Origin of the sequence: Shewanella sp. HL-SH2, from assembly GCF_051164935.1 — a bacterium.
Classification (GTDB): Bacteria; Pseudomonadota; Gammaproteobacteria; order Enterobacterales; family Shewanellaceae; genus Shewanella; species Shewanella glacialimarina.
On the sequence record NZ_CP195035.1, the window covers coordinates 2849423 to 2874957 of the forward strand.

General features: G+C 39.3%; 19 protein-coding genes. 6 read left to right on the forward strand and 13 right to left on the reverse strand.

Annotated features, from left to right (window positions below; genetic code table 11):
• Positions 1 to 2: 2 nt before the first annotated feature.
• From ACRWP9_RS12430 to ACRWP9_RS12445, 4 genes are all read right to left on the reverse strand, one after another.
• Positions 3 to 689, reverse strand: a complete 687-nt coding sequence (locus tag ACRWP9_RS12430) for a pseudouridine synthase (RefSeq protein ID WP_434926264.1) — start codon at positions 687 to 689, stop codon at positions 3 to 5.
• A gap of 79 nt (positions 690 to 768) precedes the next feature.
• Complete coding sequence (locus ACRWP9_RS12435) at positions 769 to 1734, reverse strand: alpha/beta fold hydrolase (protein WP_434926265.1); 966 nt, start codon at positions 1732 to 1734, stop codon at positions 769 to 771.
• 183 nt (positions 1735 to 1917) lie between these two features.
• Positions 1918 to 2154: a thioredoxin family protein gene (locus ACRWP9_RS12440; RefSeq protein WP_434926266.1), complete on the reverse strand. Its 237-nt coding sequence runs from the start codon at positions 2152 to 2154 to the stop codon at positions 1918 to 1920.
• Between the two features lie 10 nt (positions 2155 to 2164).
• On the reverse strand, positions 2165 to 3145 hold the full coding sequence (locus tag ACRWP9_RS12445) for a permease (protein ID WP_434926267.1): 981 nt from the start codon (positions 3143 to 3145) through the stop codon (positions 2165 to 2167).
• A 388-nt stretch (positions 3146 to 3533) separates the two neighbouring features.
• Here ACRWP9_RS12445 and ACRWP9_RS12450 point away from each other — a divergent pair, with 388 nt between their 5' ends.
• Complete coding sequence (locus tag ACRWP9_RS12450; protein ID WP_434926268.1) at positions 3534 to 4325, forward strand: hypothetical protein; 792 nt, start codon at positions 3534 to 3536, stop codon at positions 4323 to 4325.
• Positions 4326 to 4380: 55 nt separating this feature from the next.
• On the opposite strand, the gene ACRWP9_RS12455 is transcribed toward ACRWP9_RS12450, so the two are convergent.
• The 4 genes from ACRWP9_RS12455 to ACRWP9_RS12470 all read right to left on the reverse strand — a co-directional run bounded on the left by ACRWP9_RS12455 (position 4381) and on the right by ACRWP9_RS12470 (position 10104).
• Positions 4381 to 5346, reverse strand: a complete 966-nt coding sequence (locus tag ACRWP9_RS12455) for a Gfo/Idh/MocA family protein (protein ID WP_434926269.1) — start codon at positions 5344 to 5346, stop codon at positions 4381 to 4383.
• 166 nt (positions 5347 to 5512) lie between these two features.
• Entirely contained in the window at positions 5513 to 6388 is an 876-nt protein-coding gene (locus tag ACRWP9_RS12460; protein ID WP_434926270.1) for a diguanylate cyclase domain-containing protein, read from the reverse strand.
• A gap of 298 nt (positions 6389 to 6686) precedes the next feature.
• Positions 6687 to 7466 (reverse strand): EAL domain-containing protein, encoded by a 780-nt coding sequence (locus ACRWP9_RS12465; RefSeq protein ID WP_434926271.1) that lies wholly within the window; start codon positions 7464 to 7466, stop codon positions 6687 to 6689.
• Positions 7459 to 10104 carry a diguanylate cyclase domain-containing protein gene (locus tag ACRWP9_RS12470; protein WP_434926272.1) on the reverse strand — a complete coding sequence of 882 codons (2646 nt, stop codon included), beginning with the start codon at positions 10102 to 10104 and terminating at the stop codon, positions 7459 to 7461. The genes ACRWP9_RS12465 and ACRWP9_RS12470 overlap by 8 nt, the downstream gene beginning before the upstream one ends.
• A gap of 658 nt (positions 10105 to 10762) precedes the next feature.
• Here ACRWP9_RS12470 and ACRWP9_RS12475 point away from each other — a divergent pair.
• Together ACRWP9_RS12475 and ACRWP9_RS12480 are read left to right on the forward strand one after the other, a co-directional pair.
• Positions 10763 to 11737: a DUF1852 domain-containing protein gene (locus tag ACRWP9_RS12475; RefSeq protein WP_434926273.1), complete on the forward strand. Its 975-nt coding sequence runs from the start codon at positions 10763 to 10765 to the stop codon at positions 11735 to 11737.
• Between the two features lie 74 nt (positions 11738 to 11811).
• Positions 11812 to 12864, forward strand: a complete 1053-nt coding sequence (locus tag ACRWP9_RS12480; protein WP_434926274.1) for a methionine synthase — start codon at positions 11812 to 11814, stop codon at positions 12862 to 12864.
• Between the two features lie 300 nt (positions 12865 to 13164).
• Here the strand turns inward: ACRWP9_RS12480 and ACRWP9_RS12485 are convergent, their stop codons facing one another.
• From ACRWP9_RS12485 to aguA, 4 genes are all read right to left on the reverse strand, one after another.
• Positions 13165 to 15105, reverse strand: coding sequence for a sensor histidine kinase (locus ACRWP9_RS12485; protein ID WP_434926275.1), 1941 nt, complete (start codon positions 15103 to 15105; stop codon positions 13165 to 13167).
• A gap of 14 nt (positions 15106 to 15119) precedes the next feature.
• Positions 15120 to 17345, reverse strand: a complete 2226-nt coding sequence (locus ACRWP9_RS12490; RefSeq protein WP_434926276.1) for an EAL domain-containing protein — start codon at positions 17343 to 17345, stop codon at positions 15120 to 15122.
• Between the two features lie 368 nt (positions 17346 to 17713).
• Positions 17714 to 19420: an amidase gene (locus tag ACRWP9_RS12495; RefSeq protein ID WP_434926277.1), complete on the reverse strand. Its 1707-nt coding sequence runs from the start codon at positions 19418 to 19420 to the stop codon at positions 17714 to 17716.
• Positions 19421 to 19534: 114 nt separating this feature from the next.
• Positions 19535 to 20641 carry an agmatine deiminase gene (aguA, locus tag ACRWP9_RS12500; protein ID WP_434926278.1) on the reverse strand — a complete coding sequence of 369 codons (1107 nt, stop codon included), beginning with the start codon at positions 20639 to 20641 and terminating at the stop codon, positions 19535 to 19537.
• Positions 20642 to 21209: 568 nt separating this feature from the next.
• On the opposite strand from aguA, the gene ACRWP9_RS12505 reads away from it, so the two are divergent.
• Positions 21210 to 22586, forward strand: a complete 1377-nt coding sequence (locus tag ACRWP9_RS12505) for a lyase family protein (RefSeq protein ID WP_434926279.1) — start codon at positions 21210 to 21212, stop codon at positions 22584 to 22586.
• Between the two features lie 475 nt (positions 22587 to 23061).
• On the opposite strand, the gene ACRWP9_RS12510 is transcribed toward ACRWP9_RS12505, so the two are convergent.
• Positions 23062 to 23847 (reverse strand): PRC-barrel domain-containing protein, encoded by a 786-nt coding sequence (locus ACRWP9_RS12510; RefSeq protein ID WP_434926280.1) that lies wholly within the window; start codon positions 23845 to 23847, stop codon positions 23062 to 23064.
• Positions 23848 to 24018: 171 nt separating this feature from the next.
• On the opposite strand from ACRWP9_RS12510, the gene ACRWP9_RS12515 reads away from it, so the two are divergent.
• Both ACRWP9_RS12515 and ACRWP9_RS12520 read left to right on the forward strand, forming a co-directional pair.
• Positions 24019 to 24204, forward strand: coding sequence for a hypothetical protein (locus tag ACRWP9_RS12515; RefSeq protein ID WP_434926281.1), 186 nt, complete (start codon positions 24019 to 24021; stop codon positions 24202 to 24204).
• A 567-nt stretch (positions 24205 to 24771) separates the two neighbouring features.
• Positions 24772 to 25470 (forward strand): Crp/Fnr family transcriptional regulator, encoded by a 699-nt coding sequence (locus ACRWP9_RS12520; protein WP_434926282.1) that lies wholly within the window; start codon positions 24772 to 24774, stop codon positions 25468 to 25470.
• Positions 25471 to 25535 lie beyond the last annotated feature (65 nt).

The window sequence follows — 25535 nt, forward strand, 5'->3', positions numbered from 1 at the left end:
TCTTATTGAAACGAACTCACTTCGTCTGCTGTTAAGTCTCGCCACTGGCCAACTGGCATATCAAGCATCACTTCACCTACTTGTTGACGATGTAAGCCGTTCACGCGATTGCCTATGGCAAAGAACATCCTTTTAACTTGATGATATCGCCCTTCTGTAATCGATAGCAGCACCTCAGTATCACTCATAATAACCAGTTCGGCAGGTAATGTAGGTTTACTTTCACCTTGCAACAATAAGCCTATTTTAAACAATTCTATTGCATCATGGTTAATAGGTTTAGCTAACTGCACTCGATACACTTTACGGCAAACACACTCTTGTCGAGTAATATTATATGACCAACGTCCATCATCGGTTATCAACACAAGCCCTGTGGTGTCGGCATCTAGGCGTCCTGCGATATGCAGCTCGTCTTTATGGGCAACATCGATGCTATTAAGTAACGAAGGATAATGGCCATCAGCATTAGAACAAATGGTGTCAGCCTGTTTATGCATCAACATATAACGAAATGGCCTTGTGGTAAGCGTCTGCCCATTTAATTGAATCAGGTTATTTTCATGCACCTGGCTAATCATGTCAGTATTCACCACACCATTAACCCTGATATTACCAAGACTAATTTGATCTATAACTTGAGCTTTAGTAAATAATGTACTTTTAAGTACAAATTTATCTAGCCGCATAAAACATCTACCCTGTTAACATTAATGCATTATTAAATTCATAGTCATGACAAACAACAAATGAAAAAACGACTTATATTCAACGATTCACTTTTGGTTGTTGCGCTAAAAAGGCTTTGAAAGCATTAACGGTTTTAAGCGGGTCTTCTTCCTGAGGAACATGACCAAGTTCGTTAAAGCGCACTAGTTGGCTACCAACAATATCCTGGTGAAATTGGTCTGCAATTTGAGGCGGAATAAGCCTATCTTGCTCACCCCAAATAATCAGAGTGGGCAGTTTAAGCTCAGATAGTCGCGATGCTAGCTGCCCGGAACGGAGTTTTGGCATCAGCTCGGCTAAGGCCTGCCTATTGCCTTCTCGGGTAGTAAGATCAAAATATCGCTCCACTAGTTCTGGGGTGACCAGCTCAGGATTACCATAAACATTTTTAACACTGCTTTCGACAAGCCCCCTTGGTAGCACTTGTTGCATGAGTTTATTTAAAATCGGCGTGCTGGCAATTCTAAAGCCTATTGGGATAGACTCGGGTTGAAATGGATATCCACTGGAATCTATCAACACCAACTGAGCAACGCGATCAGGATAAAAAACAGCCGTAGCCCACGACACATACCCTCCTAAAGAATTACCAACCAAAATAGCACGGTCGACCTCGAGCTTATCAAGCACCTCAATAACAATACGGGAATAACTTTCAATACTGTAATTGCTGTCTAAAGCTGGGCCTGTTAACCCAAAGGCGGGTAAGTCAAAACGAATAACTCTATGATGATCTTTTAACGCATTAGACCAGCCATCCCAGGTGTGAAGCGATGAGCTTGTACCATGAAGTAACACTATGGGGATCGCATCATCACGTGGCCCTTCATCCCGTAAGTGTACCTGCATACCCGCGATATCAATAAACTGTGACGGAGTTTGTGCCCATTGTGGCTTAAGTTGCTCGACAGAACGGTCAGGCACACGATTAACTAAAAAATAAATAGTCGAAAAAATGATAAACAGCAGTAAAAGGCTGCTGACTAATTTTAATATTAACCTCAATGAAAACTCCGACTTAATAATGAACCCGTTGTAGATTTTACATTCTACTGATGGAACCATTAAAGACGCAAGTATAAGATAAATAAAACATTAAGCCTGATACGGAGACGAACTCACCCATTCGTCAGATATAATCCTGCATATAGCTTTGTAAATCCATTTATGGCTGCCATTACCGTGAGTCTATTTTAGCAACCATTTCTGAACCGCGTCTTTATCCGGTATAGACCCTGTGTGCACTAATTGATTATCTATTACAACCGCGGGCGTACTCATTACATTATGTTTAAGTAATACCTCAAGACTTGGCTCTTTAACCACGCTAACTGTCACGCCACAATCATCTGCAACTGCCTGAATTAATGCTGCCGTTTTGACACATTTTGCACATCCGCTGCCAAGCACTTCTATTTTTTTCATAAGGCCCCCATTAAATATAAATAACATTAATTATCCACCCAACAAGGGTGAATGAAACGAGTAAAAGCATAAAAATGATAGTCAGTAACTTCCAGGTCATGACTTGCTTTAACAAGATAAATTCAGGAAAGCTTGCTGCAACGGTACTCATACAGAATGCTAATGTTGTACCAAGCGGAAGCCCTTTAATGATTAAACTTTCCATAACTGGAATAATCCCAGTTGCATTTGAATACAGAGGAATGCCAGCTAACACCGCCATGGGCACAGACCACCATTGGCCGCTACCTAAATTGGCAGCAAACCACAAGTCAGGGACAAAACCATGTAAAGCTGCGCCTAATCCTACCCCAATAAAAACCCATTTCCATACCCGAGTTAAAATATCTAACAACTCCGCTTTGGCAAAATCGTGCCGTGCTTTAAACGTCAACTTAGTATGAGTTTTCTGAGGGCTATCTGGCTGATTTGCGGTTTGATATGCCTTAAGTGCAAATGGCTGTAACATTTTTTCAGCCCGAATGAGATCAAGAAACATCCCCGCTGCAATCCCTATTGCCATACCTACTAGAATATAAATAACAGTTATTTGCCATCCAACTAAACTTAACAACAATAGAACTGCCACTTCGTTTATGAGCGGTGACGTGATGAGAAACGACATGGTAATACCTACAGGTATTCCTGCGGATGTGAATCCCAGAAAAATCGGTATGCTGGAGCAGGAACAAAAAGGGGTGATAGCGCCGAATGTTGACCCCATTAAATAACCCATAAATTTATTTTTTGAGGCTAAATAATCACGTACCCGGTTAATATTGAGTGAAGCACGGATCAACGCTATGACGTAAATCATCAATACTAGCAGGAAGAATATCTTAGTGGTGTCTTCAATAAAAAACTGAATCGCATCGCCGAGTTTAGTTCCGGGAACCAAACCCAATACTGAAAATACTAGCCAATCAGCTAATGTGGTAAATAGGGATAACATAAAACCTCTCAATACACATTTAAAGGTCAATTCAGTCGTAACACGTTTTACCCAAACATTGGTATGTTGAGCATTTATTATGCAAAGAAACTAATATTGATAATGTTAAGGACCTAATGAGCCTATTAGTCAGCCACTTATGCTTATCTTGTTACTTAGATATAGCAACAATACTAAATAGATTATGTATTAGGGATCGCAGTTTAGTGATTAACAGTACTGTTTATGAAAATATCTTGGTTTAATTACAACATTAGAATGTGCTAACTTGGTTACCATAGGCTAGTATAAAACAAGGCATAGGATTGCTTGGCTTTTGAGCTTAATTTATGTGATGTGATGAAATGATAAATTGATGTAAATAACTCAACCTGGAAAGGAGTACAGATTGAAACTTATTTTACTAGTAACACTATTAAGCTGTTTTAGTGCGTGGGGAGAAACATCCACAAGCAAACACACACGCCAGGATATATCACTGTATACCTATCACTATATGCCGCCTTACGTAATTGATAGTAAAAATGAAATAGGCCTGCTTTATGATGTGGCACATTTTTTTAACCAAAAGCAACAAGATTACCATTTCAGCGTGTCTTACATTCCTCGAAAACGTCTTAATCATTTGCTCGAGACACAGAAATTTGACGGTATGGTTATCGGCGTAAACCCTTTTTGGTTTAAAGACAAAGATAAAACAACTTATTTATGGTCAGAGCCACTAATGCGCGATCAAGATGATATAATTTCTCATCTAATTAATCCTGTCGAATTTGTTAATAAGCAAGCTTTGTACGGTAAAGTCGTCGGGGGCATATTGGGTTTTCGTTATCACACTATAGACAAACTCGTCGCTGACGGCTTAATGACTCGCATTGACACTTCTAACGAATCACAACTGATTAATATGCTTATCAAAAAACGTTTTGACTTTGCTATTGTGTCTAGAGCAACATCCATTTACTACCAAGGCTTACTCGAACAAAATCAACAACTTTACTTATCTTCTAAGCCTCACGACAAATATACTCGTCATATTCTGGCTCCCAAAGCACTCAGTACTCAATTTAAGGCAATTAATCCCCTTATTGTGTTACTTAGCAACAACCCAGATTGGCAAGACAGCATGCAAAAGTATAAAACATTTCTATTACCTGTTGATCTAACAAAGGTTGACTGACAACAACTAAATCAATCAAAGTTGTCATTGAATGTCCCGGCAAACAGCCTGAAAATCAACTTTTATTAATCAGTGCCTTTACTCTTGCCATTTGTGATTGCAACAGCAAACTGTGTCGATGTGAGACTACCTTACTTTCAAATATGCCATTCTCAATTAGTCTGTAAGCCTCTTCTGCTTCAAAATGATAACCTAGCGATTGCCTGTTGTCAGAAAAGGTATCGACTTGCTCATCAAGATGATACAAGTGACATTTACTCGCCCTAAAGGCATCTGGAATAATGATGTAACCTTTATCACCAATTATATAAGCATTGTTCGACAAACGGCACTGAAACGATGCGGCTAAACTCACCATCACCTGCTCGCTTTTTGCTATGATAATGACATCATCTTCCACGCCCGTTTCACAGCAATGTGCTTGAACATAAAGATTGCCTATATCAGCATCAAGAAAGTAATTAGCAATTGCCAAAGGGTAAATCCCCATATCTAACAAGCAACCACCAGCCAACTGCGGATTATAGGCTCGATCATCAGGATTAAATGGAATAGGATAGCCAAAATCAACTTTGATATGCTTTAGCTGACCAATTAGGCCATCATCTAACCACTGTTTAGCATGTTTAAGGGCGGGTAAAAAGTAAGTCCACAACGCCTCCATCAACAGCAAGTTTTTCGCTTTAGCTAAATCGACCAATATTTGACATTCTTCAACCGAAACTGTCATCGGCTTTTCACACAGCACATGTTTCCCGGCCATTAACGCATCATAGGTTTGCTGGAAGTGAAAATTATGTGGCGTTGCAATATACACGATATCAACATCAGGATCGTCAAACAGGGTTTGATAGCCCTGATAAGCTTTCTCTACATGATATTGCTGCGCAAATACATCAGCATCATCTTGAGTTCTAGCAGCTACTGCATATAAATGATTGTTTTCAGCAAACGCTATATCTTGACAAAACAAAGCAGCAATTCTGCCCGTACTGACAATTCCCCAATTTAACTTACTCATTTACGTCCTTAATAGTATTGAGATGGTTATCTCAATTATGATACAGAAGGATTCTGTGGGACATAATATATCGATACTTTTGATTAAGTGCTGCTACCAGAACTTATAAAGAGTGGGTGATGTTGTCATATAAAAAAATACACATGAAATAGCATTAAATGTTGAATTAACATTCGATATTTTGATGTTGTTTCTTACATTTATACATAGCTTTATCCGCACAGGCAAGCAAGGCATCTGACGTGGTGCCATCATCCGGATAAATTGCGACACCAATACTGCAATTCACCTCAAACGGCTTACCATTAATGGTATAAATTTGGCTTAGCTTGTTAGATAAAGTATCAATCATTGACGAAATAACGTCCTCACTTGCTATGTTTTCTAATAACAGAACAAACTCATCTCCACCAATTCTTGCAACCGTATCGGCGTGACGAATAGACCGTTTAAGCCGTTGTGCGGTTTCGAGTAATACTTTATCTCCAAACGCATGACCTTTTGTGTCATTAATGATTTTGAATTTATCTAAATCAATATAAAACAGCGCAAAGCGGAGGCTATTTCGCTCACTTTGCGCGATTAAATGCTCTAAGCGATCAAGTACTAAATAACGATTAGGAATTTTTGTCAGGGAGTCGTAATGCGCTAAATGCTCAAGCCGCTTAGTTTCGATGATACGCTCAGTAATATTTCTATTGATCCCTAATGCGCCAATCATCTGGTTAGTTGAATCATAAATAGGCACACATATAGACTCAACCCAGCCAATATTGCCATTTTTATGCAGCATTCTTACTTCACCAGTCCATTTACCTTGCTTCTCTACCGCAGATATCACTTCAGAAGAGATATGAACGCTGTCTTCGGGCACATGTAAAATATTAACGGGCTGGCCGATAGCCTCAGCTTTAGAGTAGCCATATAGGGCTTCAGAGCCTTTATTCCAATCCGCTATAATACCCTGCATATCAGTGACAACCACTGCATCAAATAAATAGTCGAATGCCTGAGCTCGTTGTTTAAGCGTATCAGAAATCATTATTTGTCCATCATTGCAAAAACTAATTGGTTGGTTAAGGCTGTATGTCGATTCACGAATAAAAATGACTTAATCTTGAATATTGTTACTGTCTACGCAACACTGACCAAAACAGATATTTCCACTTTACTATCCATATTCATACAACTTAGCATAATCAAACAGTTTAATTTAAATGTCACTGGTGCCTTGTTGAATTAACGCAAAAAATATGACTCTCATATAACTAAAGACTAGGCTAATGAGAGATTTTTACCAAAAATTTTATCTCCAATGTGCAACAATTAACATCCACTAATTAGAATTCGTTAAGTTGCTTTGTATCAGCCAGTAACAGCGTCATCGCTGAATCTGAGTCTACTGGTTTACTGTGGTAATAACCCTGAGTTTTGGTTGCACCAATTTTTTGTAATGCCTGATATTGCGCTTTTGTTTCTACCCCTTCTGCTGTTATTGCAATTCCGAGGCGATTAGCTAACAACACTATACTTTCAACAATGGCATGATCTTTGTCACTATCCATTAACCGACTAACAAAACTGCGATCAATTTTTATGTTATGAATGGGAAAACGATGTAAATAACTCAGCGAAGAAAAACCAGTGCCAAAGTCGTCTAAATGAATATTAATTCCGATAGCCTGCAGTTGATATAATATTTTCATCGTTGTTTCTGGATCATTAATTAATACACTTTCAGTGACTTCAATATTAAGGCAGTGTGCGGGCAATCCATGCTTGTCTAAAAGTGCTTTGAGTTTATCAACAACATGATAAGTTGAGATTAAGTCACTCGACGCATTACAACTCACGGTTAAATCATCGCGTTTTAACTGTTCACGCCATTGGGTTATTTGGCCTAATGCTTGATCAATAACCAGATAATCAATTTCAGCTATCCTTCGCATCTCTTCAGCTATACCTAAAAACTTTATCGGCTCAATCAATCCTTTGGTTGGGTGCAACCAACGAACTAATGCCTCAAAACCGGCTATATGGCCTGTACTAGATTTGATAATTGGTTGAAAATAAGCAATAAATTGCTTTTCATCTACAGCCTGACTTAACTCATTACGCAACCTTAACTGATTTTTTCGCCATCATATGCATATCTTCATTAAAGATTGCATAACCCCCTCGGCCTTCACGCTTTGCATGGTACATAGCACTGTCTGCATCACGTAAATATTCTTGCGCATCAAGTAGCTCTTTGCTCGCCAAAACAATACCGATACTAGCATTGGTCACAACAGACTCATTATTTAACATAAAGGGTTTATTAAGTGAGCTATTAATACGCTCGGCAAGTTTAACCACCTGATCTTCATTTGTAATACACTCCATTAATATACAAAATTCATCTCCACCAAATCTTGCCAGAGTATCTGAATTACGTATTTCATGACTCAACCTTTCAGCGATCGCAACCAGTAATTTATCGCCTTCTAAGTGACCTAAACTATCATTGACTAATTTAAATCCATCTAAATCAAGAAACAACAGAGCAAAATTGTGTTCAGCATCACGTTTATACTGCCTTACTGCCTTGGTCAGAAACTCAATAAATAATGTTCTGTTAGCTAAATGAGTCAAAGGGTCATGAAAAGCTAACTGATTTAATTTAAGTTCAGCCTGTTTTCTTAAGCTAATATCAATGCACTGAATAAAAATATAGTCGGCTAGGCCATCGATATTTTTTTGAACAAAAACATTAATATAACAGCAAAGTTCTGTACCATTTTTACAGACCAAGGTTATTTCTGTATCAAATGACTTCGCTTGTGCATGACGAATAAGCTCTAATTGTTTGTAACCTAATTCACGTTCACTTGGCTGAAGTAAATCGACATAATTTAACAGGTTGATTTCATCATAGGTATAGCCGAACGTTTTGCAGAGTGTGTTATTAGCTTGTAAGATTTTGCCATCAAGCCCTACCACAGCCATGCTAATAGTCGAATTGTGAAACACATTACGGAACAATTGCTCACTTTGTTTTTTAGCTTGTTCCGCTTTATGTTGCTCACTTAGATCTTGTACTGTACCAGTCAAACGCAGTCCATCTTGCTCAACCTGTCCTGTTGAATGAACATAACTGCGATCATGCTTATCATTAATGCTAACTAACTCATGACTCAAACTAAAAGCAACACCATGTTCGATAAACTGCTTAAACACATCTGATATGGGTTCATTATCACTTTTACCTAACCGATTAAATAATCCTTCGATATTGAGATTTGCAACTTGAGATGAATTTAACTCCAATAGTTTAACCAGCTCTTTTGACAGGATTAATTGGTTAGTTACAATGTCATACTGCCAACTCCCTAAACGTGCAGCAGCTTGCGCATTAGCAAGGTTACTTTGACTTAACTGTATTTGATGTAATTGTGTTTCCAGTACTTTGTTTGCATTCGCCAGCTGATTGTCACGTTTAATTAAATTATGATTCATTGCATTGAAAGCACTGGCAAGACGCCCTAATTCATCTGGGCGAAGATCATCTAACTTTCCTGCTTGTTCACCTCTAGATAATGCGAGGGTGGCATTATTTAGTTTTGATAAAGGCTGGGTAATTTTCTTTCTCATTACAAAAAATAGCACCATCAACTCAATTCCAAGTGCAATAAATCCTGAAATGAATACAATTATTGCCGTACTAGAAGCCACATTACTCACCAGGGCCTTAGGTATAACACTGACATAATACCAACCAGGGCCTGATAGCTTACTGACCATTAAATAAGAATCTATCTGTGCCAATTCAATCATTTTTTGGCTCGGTTCTGCACTAATTACCGCTTGATAAATTGATTTTAATGAATCGCTACCATCCCGATTAATAATAAACTGACCATCAGCCGCTTTAAGTTGTTCAATGTAATTGTGATGTGCAATCAAGCGACCATCGTGACGAAAAATAAGGTTATACGCCCCTTGGGGAGCCTGATAAATCGTTCTTTGGAACAGTTCATCCAAAGACATGTCATTGCCAATGGTGGCTATGTGTTGCTGCTGATAATAAATAGGCGTTTCTATTGAAACCATCCAAATATCAGATTGTTTATCAAGGTAAACGCCTGTCCAAACCGTCTTTTTCTCTGGATTATTTTTTTCAATCGAAATGGTAAAATACTCTTCCAAACGGATATCAAAATCAGCGGCTAATCGATAGGTAAAATCAGGAATTTCTGGCCAATAAATGGCGGCAAAGTTTTCAGTACCATAAGCATAAGTATTAATGAAACGATTGCGCCAGCTTTTGCCATAATCGCTGACGAGTGTATAAAGTAAACTTGCACGGTATTTAAGCTCGTCAGTTAATTGGACATCTTTTGCAATCCAAACCCCCGCACGTTCATTTGCATCGAATAATTTTGGATTAAAACGCACAGCATGATCATCTTGACGAATGAAGTCTTGATCGAAAAGGGACAACATCGCTGCTTTATTTGATGGCTGATAAGAATTCAGAATATCTTGCTTTAGTAATTTGTGGTTGTCTTCTGCCAAAGTGAAAATTTGGCTTTCTCTAGCCACCCTTTCTTGGGTAAAAGATTGGAATTCAGCTAACTTGGTCGACTCTATCTCGGAGAATATATGAAAATAACTTAAGGTGGTTAATATGCTTATCACTAATAAAATTCGAACACCTACCGCCATCAAGGTATGACTAACAATAGATTGCTTCAAACTTGCTAAGAGCTTTATCATTCAAGTTCCCTGTAAAAAGTGCACTAGAAACGCCACAAAAGTGCGGTAACTGAGCTTAAATTATGCTTTAGACATATTATATAAAGCATTATGGATTAACTTTAGCAGAGTTGATTGAATGTTAACAAACAGTTAGAGAAAAACATCTATGCTTACCGCAAAAGGCAGGAGTTCTATTTACGGCGCATTTTTTATCACTTAATAACTCCGAGTTTAAACAAGACCTATCATACAAGCTAAAGAAACCCTACCGCAAAGCGAAACACAAAATATAATCAATAAAAATCACTAATAAAAAACCTACCCATAAAATCAGCACCTTACACAAAGACACCAATCAAATTATGCACTAATCCAGCTAATGAATATAACCTAAACCGGCTGACACCTACATTAATATTCAAACAGAAAGAACATGAATATGACTCATGTTTGAAGTGAAATAATACCGTTTTTGTTCATGTACCGAACCACGTATAACTTACTCAGCGCAAAACACTAGACAAACTTATAACTGATCCTTAATTAAGTCATCAGGCGAAAAACCTAAAAGACTGTAAGACAACTGACTGAGAAAATGAGATCAGTAGATAAAAAATGTCTAGAAGCACAATGCATAAACTCAGGTTTGAAATCATAGAATGGATACTAAATCGCCATGAATAATAATTTTACATTTTCAATTAACAGCATTTGTCTAGATGAGAATTACCACCCTTCAGACAAAACCCGTATCACTACCAACTTTGCTAACTTAGCCAGAGGCAGCTATCGTCAGGCCAATTTACGCAACGCGTTGAAGATGATTGATAATAGTTTTAATGCCTTAGCCCATTGGGATAATCCAAAAGGCGATCGCTATACAGTAGAACTTGAAATTATTTCCGTTAATATGGACATTTCAGGCAGTGGCCAAGCCTTCCCTTCGATTGAAATTTTGAAAACCAATATTGTTGATAGCAAAACCAATAGACGTATTGAAGGCATAGTCGGCAATAACTTTTCTTCTTATGTTCGCGACTATGATTTTAGCGTATTACTGCCAGATCATAACAAAGATCAGCCCCAATTTAGCATCCCAGAAAACTTTGGTGAGCTACATGGTAAACTGTTTAAATATTTTGTTAACTCAGATACCTATAAACAGCACTTCACTAAGCCACCGGTTATCTGCCTCAGTGTTTCGGATAACAAGACCTATCATCGCACTGAAAACCAACACCCGGTATTAGGGGTTGAATACCAGCCGAATGAATCGTCATTGACCGAACAATACTTCCAAAAAATGGGCTTACAGGTTCGCTACTTTATGCCGCCAAATAGTGTCGCGCCGTTAGCTTTTTACTTCTTTGGTGATTTACTCAATGATTACACTCATCTTGAGCTGATAAGCACCATAAGCACAATGGGCACCTTTCAAAAAATCTACCGACCTGAGATTTATAATGCCAATGCCGTGGCGGGTAAATGCTATCAACCAAATTTGAAAAATCTAGATCATTCACTGACGCAAATTGTTTATGATCGCGCAGAACGTAGCCAACTTGCTACGGAACAAGGGAAATTTGCTGCGGAGTATTTTATCAAACCGTATCAAACTGTACTTGAGCAATGGTCAGCTAATTATGCGTAATTTATATATTTATTCGCACGGTTTAACCGCTTAGCTCAGTGGTTACGTTAGTCAAAATTTACGGTATCAATATAATGAAAACATTAAAAAAACAAATACTACTACCCACTTCAACTGCGGGCAGTTTACCTAAACCTCTATGGCTAGCAGAGCCTGAAACACTATGGTCTCCTTGGAAATTACAAGGTGATGAGTTAGCTGCTGGCAAACAAGACGCACTGCGTTTGTCGTTACACGATCAACAGCGAGCAGGTATTGATATTGTCAGTGATGGCGAGCAAACACGCCAACATTTTGTGACCACCTTTATTGAGCACCTCAATGGCGTTGATTTTCAAAAACGTAAAACCGTTAAAATTCGTGACCGTTATGATGCCAGCGTTCCCACAGTTGTTGGTCCAGTGAGCCGTCAAAAGTCGGTTTTTGTTGAAGACGCCAAATTTTTGCGTCAGCAAACCACGCAACCAATAAAATGGGCGCTTCCTGGCCCTATGACAATGATAGATACACTTTATGATGATCATTATAAAAGTCGTGAAAAACTTGCCTGGGAATTTGCCATTATACTGAATCAAGAAGCCAAAGAATTAGAAGCTGCGGGTGTTGATATTATTCAATTTGACGAACCTGCATTTAACGTGTTTTTTGATGAGGTGAATGACTGGGGCATAGCGTGCTTAGAAAGAGCCATTGAAGGGCTAAAATGCGAAACCGCGGTCCATATTTGTTATGGTTATGGCATAAAAGCTAATACCGATTGGAAAAAAACCTTGGGCTCTGAGTGGCGTCAATATGAAGAAGCCTTTCCCAAACTGCAAAAATCAAATATCGATATTATCTCACTAGAATGTCACAACTCCCATGTGCCGATGGAGCTCCTTGAACTCATTCGCGGTAAGAAAGTCATGGTTGGTGCGATTGATGTAGCAAGCAATACCATAGAAACGCCAGAGGAAGTGGCAGATACTCTGCGAAAAGCACTTCAATTTGTCGATGCTGATAAGCTTTACCCTTGTACCAACTGCGGCATGACACCTTTAACGCATCAAGTAGCAAGAGCCAAACTCAATGCCTTAAGTGCAGGTGCTGAAATCGTTAGACAAGAGCTATTGGTAAAGACGATTTAAGAGAGGTATTCTAATACAATCAATACAATGTAAAACTACAACTTAGTCATCTATAGCTAAGTTGTAAATTTATATTGTGCCAACCAGACACCAAACTTGCAAATATCTTCTAAATTAGTGATAACAAAATTCGGCACAACATTGACTAAAGGAGGATCAACAATAATTGTGTCGATGATGGCCCCATTGGCATAACACAAGCCATCGGTGCTAAAAATAAACGTGTAAGATACTAGTTTACTTTTTTCACTTTTAGTTTTAGCTCACTAGTTATATCGAATATTAATTAACTATAACTTTTCAATTTATATTATTCACTTCGGGATTTTTCGAATTAATTGGTAGTAAAACGGTAAACTGAGTGGAAAACTTATTATCACTATTTTGTTCAGAGTTAAGCATTATTTGGCCCGCCAAAAGTTTTGTTACCCATTGATTAACCATATATAAACCTAGTCCAATATTACCTTTCCCCCTTCCGCTTGTAACAAAGGGATCGAATAGATTATTTTGCATAGTTGAAGAGATACCAGATCCGTTGTCCGACAATAGAATAGATATTTGATTTTCACCAAACCGACGCGCTTTTATTTCGATGATACCTGTCTGTCCTGGAGCAAACCCATGTTGCAAGCTATTCATAATCAAATTCTCTAGTACTTGGGAAATAATACCTGGTCGACTTAATAATGTTAAGTTGGCCTCAATATCTTCAACAAGTACAACTTTAGTTTTAATAAATAAAGGTTGTAAGCTAACAATCAGGTCACTGACCACTTCATTCAACAGGCATTCAATATAGTCTTCATTAACGCGGTCAATTGCTAAGCGTTTAAAGTGTTTTAAATGATTAACGGCTTTATCTAAATTAACTATTGCTAGGTGCAGACTGCTGTGTATTAACTCCACTGCAGCGCTAAACTGGCTTTTAGATAAACCCTCTAACATAGATTTTTTCAACTTTTCATTGGCATTATCAGCACTAGATACGCAGATAATCGCACCGCCAAGTGGAGTGTTAAGTTCATGAGCTAAACCAGCAACCATTAACCCTAAAGATGATAACTTGTTGGCCTCAACCAACTCGTCCTGTAAAAGTTGTTGTCTAACGATATTTTTTGTTAATGAATCATTAACGCGTTTTAATTCTTGTTGCTCGTTTTGTAATCTCAACGAAAGTGCGATTAGCTTTGATTGATAACTAAACTCACGCCAAATGATGAAGAAACCACATATAGCTAAACTCAAAAAAATTACTAGTACAAAAAATAAGTACTGAGTCCTCGCACCCGACAAAAAATTTGGATTACTGGTCGCATAAAATAATAACTCGTTAGTATTAACACCTGGTTCCGCACTTAAAAATATTGCTAAAGGAATAAAACTACTGAGTACATTGTTAAGAATGTAATCGCCGCCAGTGGGATGTTCATTTTGGTAGTGCCAAAGATCTGGTGACTCAGTTTTTAAATTTAACCTTGGCTTATCTAGCATAAAGCCCCACTCTTTATCGGGTTGTGGGTGTAGCAACCAATATCCTTGACGATTGATAATAGATATTTTAGCTTCCGGGATATTATGATCCCGGATGGTTGTAAGCAAATTATCTAATCGATAATTGATTATTAGCAATCCAGATAATAGATGTGTATCTGATGATGTTTTAATTGTTCCTCTTATTACAGGTTCAAATGGTTTAGTTACTTCACCGCGTTCAACATTCAGATCAATCGGTGAAAAATACATATTTGGCGCAGCGACTTGCATTCCTTGCTTAAAATAATAACGTGCCTGTTTGTTTTGTAGACTTGTTACTTGCGGCACAACAACTTCACCGGCATCAAACTCGACCCTTACAACTTCCTGTCCATTGTGATCAAGCCAGCGAATTTGTGAGATTCTAGACGAGTTTTTACCAAATTCAATAAAATAGTTATTAACTTGTTGTTTTAATTGTAGTGTTAAACCTTGAGTCTGGCTACTTTGATCGTTTTTTTGAGAAAGAGCTTGGCTACTTGCCAGAAAAGTCAGCAAGTCACCTAAGCCGCTCAGCTCACGACTAAATAGGTTTGTTGCTATAAACAGTTTATGACTTTGAATATTTTTTAGCTCCTCCACTTTATTCTTATAAAGAAGTTGATAGGTCAACCATGCAAGTATTATTGAAAAAACCAATACCAGTAAAGACTTCAACAATAAACGGCGCTCTGGAATAGCAAGATTAGTTGTAAATAATGACATAAATACAGTACCTATTACTTGCGATATGCTGCTAGCCATTCGATTAAGTCTTGGATAGCTAAGGGCTTAGAGAATAAATAACCCTGAGCAATGTCACAACCTGCGTTCTTAAGCCACATCTTTTGATATTCAGTTTCAATACCCTCAGCCACAATGCTGAAATTGAATTTTTTTCCTAATTTCAAAATCATATTGATAACATGCTCACTGTTTTCATCTACTTCAAGCTGACTAACAAAGCTTCGATCAATTTTGATCGAATGGGCGGTAATGTTTGAAATATGTGCAAGTGATGAATAACCCGTTCCAAAGTCATCAATACTTATTTTTATGCCTAAAATCACAAAGCGTTGCAGAGATTCTTGAATGCGATCGTAATCTGCAATTGACTGAGACTCTGTCACCTCTAGCTCTAGTAACTCCGAAGGCAAGCCATAGCGAGTAATACAATTAGTGATAAAGTTAAAATAATCTGGGTGTAATAAGTCAACAGAAGAAGCATTAAAAGCGATAGGAATTCGGTACCCCATATCAACCAAGGTTTTTAATACTTCCATGGTTTTTTCAAATATCAAGCAGTCAAGTTTAATAATCAACCCAGCAGCTTCCGCGATAGGTATAAATTCATCTGGTGGCACAAAGCTACCGTCATCACGTTGCCATCTAGCTAAAGATTCAAAACCAACAATTTCTCCCGAACATAAGCATACTTTGGGCTGTAACATAACACTCAATTTACGTTCACGAATGCTATTACGTAATTCCCCCATTAAACTGTAACGACGATTTATTAAGTCTGTTTCGTGTTGTGAATGTTGTATGTAGGCAATGTTGTTCAAGGAAGCTTGTTTAAGTTCTGATTCAGCCATACTGATTATTTTGATAGCTGAGTTTTGATCTAGAGTATCAAGGGGCATATCGAGTAATGTGAAGGAAGTGATATGTGCTACACCATCAACTTCTATTTCATTAGAAGTTAGTTTATCGATTAGCTCAGGAGTCAACTCAAAATTAATGTCTAATAAAATAGAAAACTGTTTGTGCCCTGATAAAGTAACTTGTGAACTAGTCGGTAATATTTCATGCAAGAGTTTATATACATAAATCAATACATTCTGTGTAAACTCATAGCCAAAAGTAAATTTCATTTCATCATAATACTTCACATCTAGCATTATTAAGCGAGTTTGTTTCCACTCTAAAGAACTCATTTTCTGAATTTCTTTTTTTAACCAGTTACGGTTAGGAATATTCAGATCACTGTGGGTATAGGCAAGTTCAGTCACACGGTTAATTAAAGCTATATTGGTAAAACCACTACTGATATTTTCACTAAAAACTTTAAGTAAATTGATATGTGCCTCTGTTAAAGCTTTAGAGGAACTCACTACAATTAAATAGCATTTCTCGTTTACATCTTTGGTTTCAAAATAAAGCACGGAGCGTAGTCCTGTTATAACGTGACATTTTTGATTAAGTGCTTTCTGTAAATCTTCATGAATTTCAGTTAGATGACTATCAGAAATAGTGATCCCCGCGAGGTTTTCAAAACAACCAGTAGCAGTTACAACATGAGCACCCTTAATTGTGTTAAGGTTATTACCCATACAGATCAAACCACCTTCATTAGCACCAATGATATTGGCGATTTCGGCTAATACGGTTCGGGTAAAGTTGGGGAGTTCGTAACGACAACTTATACTTCTAGCAGCATCGAGCACTATTTGTAGGCTTTGATTTGCTTCAGCAAGCTCTGATATATAATTCCAGGTTCGAAAATTACTGGAAACTATAGAATGTAATTTATCGTGTTTTAAGTCAGTTTTATTCCAATATTCGTCTACATCTAAGGCATGCATAACTTCTTTTTCGGGAGCAAATCCAGGTTGCCCTGTTACAAGGACAATTCTAACTAGCGCGTTTCCTAGCTCTTCTCGGATAGTACTGACTAAACGTAGGCCAGAATCGTCTTCCTCCATCACTACATCCACTAAAATCAGACCTATATCGGGATGAGTACTGAGGATAATTGACGCTTCAAAAGCAGAGTTAGCCGTAAGTATTCTCAATCTGATGCGATCAGGTAAAATTAACGATTCTAAGCTGGAAACAAGGGCTCGTTGGTAATCTAAGTCATCTTCGATACTTAATATCTTCCATGTTTTACTAAGCTTTTCGATTTTTTGTTGATTTTTATCTGCTTCTTCTAAAAAGATATATGATTCCGTTAATTGTTCCAAGTTAACCTCCAGTTATTTGGGGACATAGTCATATTACAATTAGTTGACGCTTATATTTCTAGTCCCAAATTAGTCATTTGTCAATTTTTATAGCTTACCTATCAATCACTTTATAAATGGTCACAAGTCGACTTACTTCTTATCGAAAAATAGGTAATTATTGTTAAAATAATTACCTGTAACCCACTTTCCAAGAAAACTGTTAACCTCTGAATACAAAAACTAATGCCATTTGTTATAAGCGATATATTGACATTATGCTTATATTAAAGATGCATATGTATTGAAATAAAAAATGGGATTGATATTTAGAATACCAATCCCATTGTTGATTTGTGATATTTAGGCTTAATGCTGCAGTTCAGGGCTTATTGACCTAGCGCTGGTGTGCGTGAAGGAATAACGCGCTTATTGCCCGTCGCTTCAAATGCACTGGCAAACTTAAGCAGGTTATTGTCGTCATAGGCACGGCCTGCAAAAGTTAAACCCACTGGCATACCAATATCGGCCATTACGCCCATAGGCACAGTTACCGTTGGTACACCTAAGTGACGAATAGCCAGATTACCGTTGGCAACCCAAATACCGTTGCTCCAAGCTATGTCGGCAGACGCAGGATTAAGGTGTGCATCAGCAGGACCCACATCAGCCACAGTTGGAAACAGCACAGCATCAAGTTTTAGCTCGTCCATCCAGTCTTCTAGATCCAGCTTGCGCGTTTTCTCTAAGCCACGCAGTCCATCGGGAACACTGTCGATTTGGTTATACGACTTAAGCCCTCTTTTAGCCATGTTGACGTATTCATCCATGCCTGCGGCTAAATCGCCCTCACGATTTGGCAAGGTGCCTAAGTCATGTGGGAAAATTAAATGGCCGTTAACGTCAGAAAGCTTATTTAATTTAGGATCATTATTAGCACGCAAGAATTCATCTAATGCCCAACCTGATAATTCCCATAGCTCATCTTCCAAAAACTCAGCTGTGACTATGCCGCGATTGAACACGGTCGGCGCACCAGGTCGGTCACCTTCGCAGTTGGAAACCAGCGGAAAATCAACTTCAATGACTTCTGCTCCAGCAGACTCAAGTGCTTTGCGCGCCGCTTCCCATAAGTCGATAACTGTCGCGCGGGTATTGATACGCTGACCGGTTGGTCCACCAATACCTGGATTTTCGCTGGTGCCAGCCAATTCATCTTTATTGATGTACATGCGCGGCACCCCAAAACGCTTGCCTTTAAGCGTGTCGGCTTGTGCAGCAAGATCCAAATAAGATTGTGGTCGCACGCTTGATGCTTTGGGGATTTGAACCCAAGGTTGCAAACGCCACAAGTCACCACGGGTGATTGGGTCATCAGCCACGATAACATCAAGTACTTCGAGCATGTCTGCCATAGTGCGGGTGTAAGGTACGACCACATCCATAGTCGGTGTCAATGGCCAATTACCGCGCACAGAGATGACACCGCGTGATGGAGTATAAGCACACAAACCATTATTTGATGCAGGTCCTCGACCGCTTGACCATGTTTCTTCAGCTAAGCCAAAAGCTGAATAGCTTGCCGCGGTGCCAGTTCCGGCGCCATTAGACGAACCAGAAGCAAAAGGAGCAGTAAGGTAGTTCGCGTTATATGGACTTTCAGCGCGACCATAGTGACCGCGCTGCATACCACCATTAGCCATAGGCGGCATGTTGGTTTTGCCTATGCATATAGCACCGGCTTCGCGTAGACGCTCCACGGCAAAGGCATCATATTGAGCCACTAAATCTTTAAACGCTGGGCTGCCCGAAGCCGCTGTTAACCCCTTAACAAGGTAGCTGTCCTTGGTGGTATAAGGAATACCATCGAGTGGGCTCAGTGTTTGACCACGAGCCCGGCGTGCATCAGAAGCCTGCGCTTCTTTTATCGCATCTTGATTGCGCACCACTAATGCATTTAGCTTGGTCTGTGTCGCTGGACCGTCATAAGCATCAACTCGCGCTAAATATGACTTAACCAGTTCAACCGATGTAGTACGACCTGATTCAAGCGCTGCACGCAGCTCAGCAATAGAAATCTCAGTGACTTCGAACATGTTACAACCTCTTCTTGAAAGGCAATTGTGTTAAAGATCAATTGCTCTAAAAGATAAATATCATCAAAGACAGTGACTGAAAATTCACTGTCTTTTATTGGTCTTGGTTTTTATTTATTGACCAGAGGGGATCTGTTGGGTAATACAATGGATATTACCCCCACCTAATAAGATCTCCCGTGCAGGCACACCAACAATTTCATATTCAGGGAAAATGTCCTGTAATTTTTGAGCTGCAATATCGTCAGTTGCAGGATCAAGCAGTGGGAAAACAATACGCTGATTAGTAATAAGAAAGTTCACGTAAGAACCCGCTAAACGCTCACCCGCCGTGCGTGGTACACCAGTGCCCACTTCTACACCTTGCGCTTCTTCTTCAGTACAATACAAAGGGCCCGGTTGTGGCATTAAATGGATTTTTAACTTACGACCCTGTGCATCAACAGCATTTTGTAACACATCTAAGGCCGCTTTTGAGCGAGGATACTGCGGATCATTTTGATCATCAGTCCAATGCAAAATCACTTCACCTGGACGCGCAAAACAGCACATATTATCAATATGTCCATCGGTCTCATCCATGTAAACGCCATCTTCCAACCAGATAAACTGCTGCACATTTAAGTACTCAGACAGTAATGCTTCTATCTGTTCACGGGTCAAATCTGGGTTGCGGTTGCTGTTAAGTAAACATTCAGCACTGGTCATGCAGGTGCCTTCACCATCGACATGAATTGAACCGCCTTCAAGAATAAGTGGCGCGCGATACCCCTCAAAACCATGTTGTGCGTTCATTTGCAGTGCAACTTGCTCGTCTTTATCCCATGGAGAGTACAAACCGCCGTTATGACCGCCCCAGGCATTAAAGCCCCAATCGATACCACGACATTCGCCCTTGGCATTTACCACGACAGTAGGGCCGGTATCGCGTGCCCAGCAATCATCGCTATCGATTTCAACCAAGGTAACGTGAGCAGGCATAATCGTCTTAGCTTGCGTTAAAAATGCCTTGGGCACGCCCATATAAACGGGTGTAGCGGCACCGATGGCATCAGCCACCTTGGCAAACGTGGCTTGAGCATATGCACCAGCAGAGCGCCAGTTGTCAGGACGGTATGGCCAAAGCATCCACACAGCTTGCTGCCTCGCCCATTCGGCGGGCATATGAAAACCATCTTCAGATGGCTTAGTTGTTAACTGCGTGGTATTCACGTTTGTCATGAGTCTTGTCTCCAGTAATGCTGAAAAACGATAAAGGTAAGCGCCCTAACTATAGGACGACAGGAAAGAAATACACCTAGCATCATTCTAATAAAAATCGATTTACGGCACTCATCAGGCGGATAGTTAGGCCGAAATAGCCGCATCTTCACTCGGTGAGTTTTAGCTTTGTTAAAACATATTGCCATATCATATCATTTAAGGCTGCTTGCGCTAAAGGGTTGTATGTCTTCTAGTAAAGTAAATTTATGAGTTTTTAACATGTCTGCATGCATCAATATTAACACTGATTAATGATTATACATTCAAGTCGGTTGCTGCAATTAACAGGCCTATACCTTGATTAATAGTCGCAAGATACCCGCATAGCTCAAGTCGAGAATAATACAATTGACGCCAAATCAATCAAAGCTATAAAACCAAAAATATTTTCTATTATTTTCAAGCTGTTTCAATAATTGCATAGCATCATTCATCGCTGGTCTCCCCATAAACATTTACGGGCACTTCCTGCTAAGCTTAGTGAATACACTACCTTAACCCAATCAAAAATCGAGTCGAAAACCTTATGAGTAAGATGCGTATAGAGCATGACAGTATGGGGAACGTTCAGGTGCCAGATGATGTTTATTATCAGGCACAAACTCAACGCGCACGAGATAACTTTCAGTTTTCGAAGCGGCGCTTTCCGACGCCAGCAATACTCGCCCTACTCGACATAAAATCAGCTGCAGCACAGGCTAATAGCCAACTCGGCTTGTTAGATAACGCTATGGCCAAAGCAATTCAACAAGCGATTATCGCCAGTAAGAAGCTTGATTTTTCGCAGCACTTTCCAATTGATTTGTTCCAAACAGGCTCTGGCACCAGTTCTAATATGAATGTTAATGAAGTCATTGCCAGCCTCGCTAGCAACATTTTGCAGGCAAAAATTCACCCTAATGATCATGTCAATATGGGGCAAAGCAGTAACGATGTGGTGCCCGCCTGCATTCATATCAGTACGGTTAGGCAATTAAAGGGCTTGTTGTATCCATCGATTAAGGGCTTGAGTGACAAATTAGCAACTTTGGCCGATGAGTATTCCAATACAGTAAAAACCGGTCGCACCCATTTAATGGACGCCATGCCGATTACACTTGGCCAAGAACTGCAATGCTGGCAACAACAGCTAAACAGTGCTCAAGCTAGGTTACAGCAAGTAGAGCTGAGCCTGCATCATTTGCCATTGGGCGGCACTGCGGTGGGCACTGGCGTTAATTGTGACCCTAATTTTGCCAAACTTGCATGTGATGACTTACAACAGCAAGATCAAATCCCCTGGCAAGCGGCGGTAATGCCTGCATTGTATATGAGTAGCCAAGATCATACCTTAGCCATGGCTTCGGCGCTCAAAGGGTTAGCGGTTACCTTATTGAAAATCGCCAATGACTTACGCTGGATGAACTCTGGCCCTGTGGCAGGATTACAAGAAATTAGTTTAACGGCGCTGCAACCGGGCTCATCGATAATGCCTGGTAAGGTTAATCCCGTGATCCCAGAAGCCGTAGCCATGATTGCTGCTGAGGTTATCGGCAATGAAACAACCATCACCATCGCGGCGCAATCGGGTAATTTTCAGTTAAATGTGATGCTGCCACTGATTGCCGATAAGCTACTGTCCAGTATTGATTTATTAACCCATGCCTGCCAGGCCATGACCGATAAAGTGTTTGCCGAATTTAAGCCCAATGCAGAGCATTTGACCCAGGCATTAGAAAAAAACCCTATTCTGGCAACCGCACTTAATTCAGTGGTGGGTTACGATATGGCCGCAAAAATTGCTAAACGAGCAGATAAAGAACATAAATCAGTATTAGCCATTGCGCTTGAAGAAACCGATTTAGACGAAGATAAACTTAAAGCAATACTCGACCCGTTGCATCTGGCAAAGCCTTTTGAATAGCATTGTGCCTGACGATAAGCGCCTGTATTAACCTATATTAGATCGATTGATTGACTAATGTTTGCGTCATAATCCTTTCCATCTTAAACAAGATTGCATCAGACTCTTAGGTTAAGATAGCTTGCTGTAATAAAAATAAACCCTTGAGTTCAAAGTGCTATTCTCAGCTCAAAAAAAAGCCTTGTCATTCGACAAGGCTTTTTCGTTGAATCATGCAAAGGGATAATTTGCTTGTAATAAAGAGGAAACCAAACTCTCGAATTAAAAAGTTAACACAATATTTAAACTTATTTGGTTACAGTGATTTTAAGAATAAAAACTGCAGTGACTCACTGGGATTGACCATATTTGCATCTTGAAATAAAGCCCATTATTTCAATATAAAAATATAAAAATAGATAACTTTACGCCAAGCACCTTTTAAATGATTAGCGTAAACATGGCAGTCAAAGATCACAAAAAGAGGTAATAATGTTTATTCATCATCACGGTCATAATGAGCTTGGAGACTTTGCTCATGTTCAAGGTTGAAAGGCTCTGAGGGATCAAAAGTAGGTGCATTTTTCACTTGCTTCTGCGTCATATCAACATAAATTTTAGAGGTTGGCCAACTCACCTCTTTAATCCATTTGGGTGCAATCAAAACCAGATGGCCCAGCCACCAATTACTGGTGTTAATAATCAAATAACGAATTTCCCAAGTCTCGATATCTATTAACATACCTTGCAAATGGCCCAACTCACCGTCTATGGCATCAAGGTGATACCCCGTCACAGCATCACTACTGCGCAGATGATGATCATTATCCCGCGATAGTGCAGCGTCGATGTCTGCGAAATTGTCTGGAGAATCTAAGTCATCTGGCTTTGGCGCTACACTGTAAGAACCAGGGGCTATCATGTTAGGACTGGGATAACTTCCCCAAATACCCGTGCTATCCCAGTAATGTGAGTAACCATAATATCGCATGTATTCTACTTCATATTGTCTAGAAACCGGTTTTTCGCTATCAATGTCGGGGCAATTTTTAACCTGCTTCCTTGAAATTGTGGCAGTGAGCGTCTGTTCCTCCTGATTTAACTCTTTAATTGATATAGGTGAAAGCAAAATCTTTTTACTAAATAACCAAGATCCAGTTTCGACCACCAGATATCGGATAACCCATTGTTTATCATCGAAATAAAAATCTTTGGTCAGTCCAATATCCCCATCCGATGCATGAATGGCTAAATTTTTTAAATCATTTAGTGTATGTAACATGATGTATTTTCTCCAGATTAAAAATAGCAAACAATAAATCATTGTTTTGCTGATAGGGTGATATCTATCAGCTTGCACCAAATTTCTAATTCAATCTGTTCGGTGTCGCACCGAAGGGGCATCAATACTAGCCTAATCTAGTTCTATCTTTGAATATTGAGGTGAACGAGTATGGCTGAAATAGAAAAATTAGAGTTAGCGGCCCATCGCAGCGATATTATCGAAGACGTCCACACTTTGATTGAGAAATATCGCGCTATTTTTGGCTGGGATGTCCCCGATATCGATGAAAACCTAGCAAACAGGTTAATTTTAAATGAAGTTCGGCAGGCGATTGATGATATTCAAAATGAATAAATGGCAAATACCTGTCAAAAAATCAATGCATTCGCTTATAAAGACTATAAAATCATTCACCTAAAGCGCCTTGCATCAGACTGCACATTAACTGAATGCATACAACCTTAGCTAACGCCGTCGGCAAAGGCTAAATCTCTAGCAGCCGTTAGAAATAAGGCCCTTAAAATCACTTTGCAGCTCAATCTATTTCAAATCAGTGAAACTCAGCTCTGCAGGAGCCTTGCTTTACTGTCTATCCTTGCCACTTAAATCACTGTCGATGTGCAATAGAGACAACACAACATACGATATTTTTGAACTTAAATCATGGTTTCAATCGGTCAATATCACCGCCAATGACGTTGAGTAAGGCACTAATTTTTCGTAAAAAATCATAATTAAAAACCCACAAAATCACATAAAATATCGCACAGAACACTTTAACCCACTCAATTTAAAAAACTCTGTTATATTAACAACAGCATCATTATTACTTGTGCATTATGTCATCATGAATAAAAGCAAGAATATGGAACGATCATAGATAGTGGTAAATGATTTACTTTATATCGAAAAAGGTTATCAATGATTGCACCAAATGAGAACGGATTACTTAAAGCATTACCCGAAGAGACGCAAAAGCGTTTATTTCCTCAGTTGAAGATAATAAAACTGCCTTTAGGTAAGGTTATCTATGAAGCAGGACAAAACCTTGAAAATGTCTATTTTCCCATTGACTGTATTGTCTCTTTACTAAACGTCCTCGAAGATGGGGCATCGGCAGAAATATCTGTTGTCGGCAATGAAGGTTTAGTGGGCATTGCCGTGTTTATGGGGGGAGAAAGCACCATAAATCGCGCCATAGTGCAAAGCGCAGGCCGAGCCTATAAATTGTCCGCATCTATTTTATTCAATGAATTTAACCACAATCAAATCCTTCGCGAACTTTTTTTGCGATACATTCAAGCACTGATGGCCCAAATGGCGCAGACGGCAATATGTAACAGACACCATTCTATCGATCAGCAACTTTGTCGTTGGCTACTACTATCACTTGATAGACTGGCTAGCAACAATCTTACTATGACCCAGGAGTTGATCGCCAACATGCTAGGGGTCAGACGAGAAGGCGTAACTGAAGCCGCCGGTAAACTACAAAAACTTGGGGTAATCAACTATAAGCGCGGCCAAATTACCGTGACCAACAGACAAAAACTCGAAACACTCTGCTGCGAATGTTATGCCGTGGTAAAGATTGAAACCGATAGACTTGACACCTATTAGCTAAAATATCTACTCACTAAAATATCTATGTCAAGTTACCCTCATTGGTAGCTTGCCATGCTATT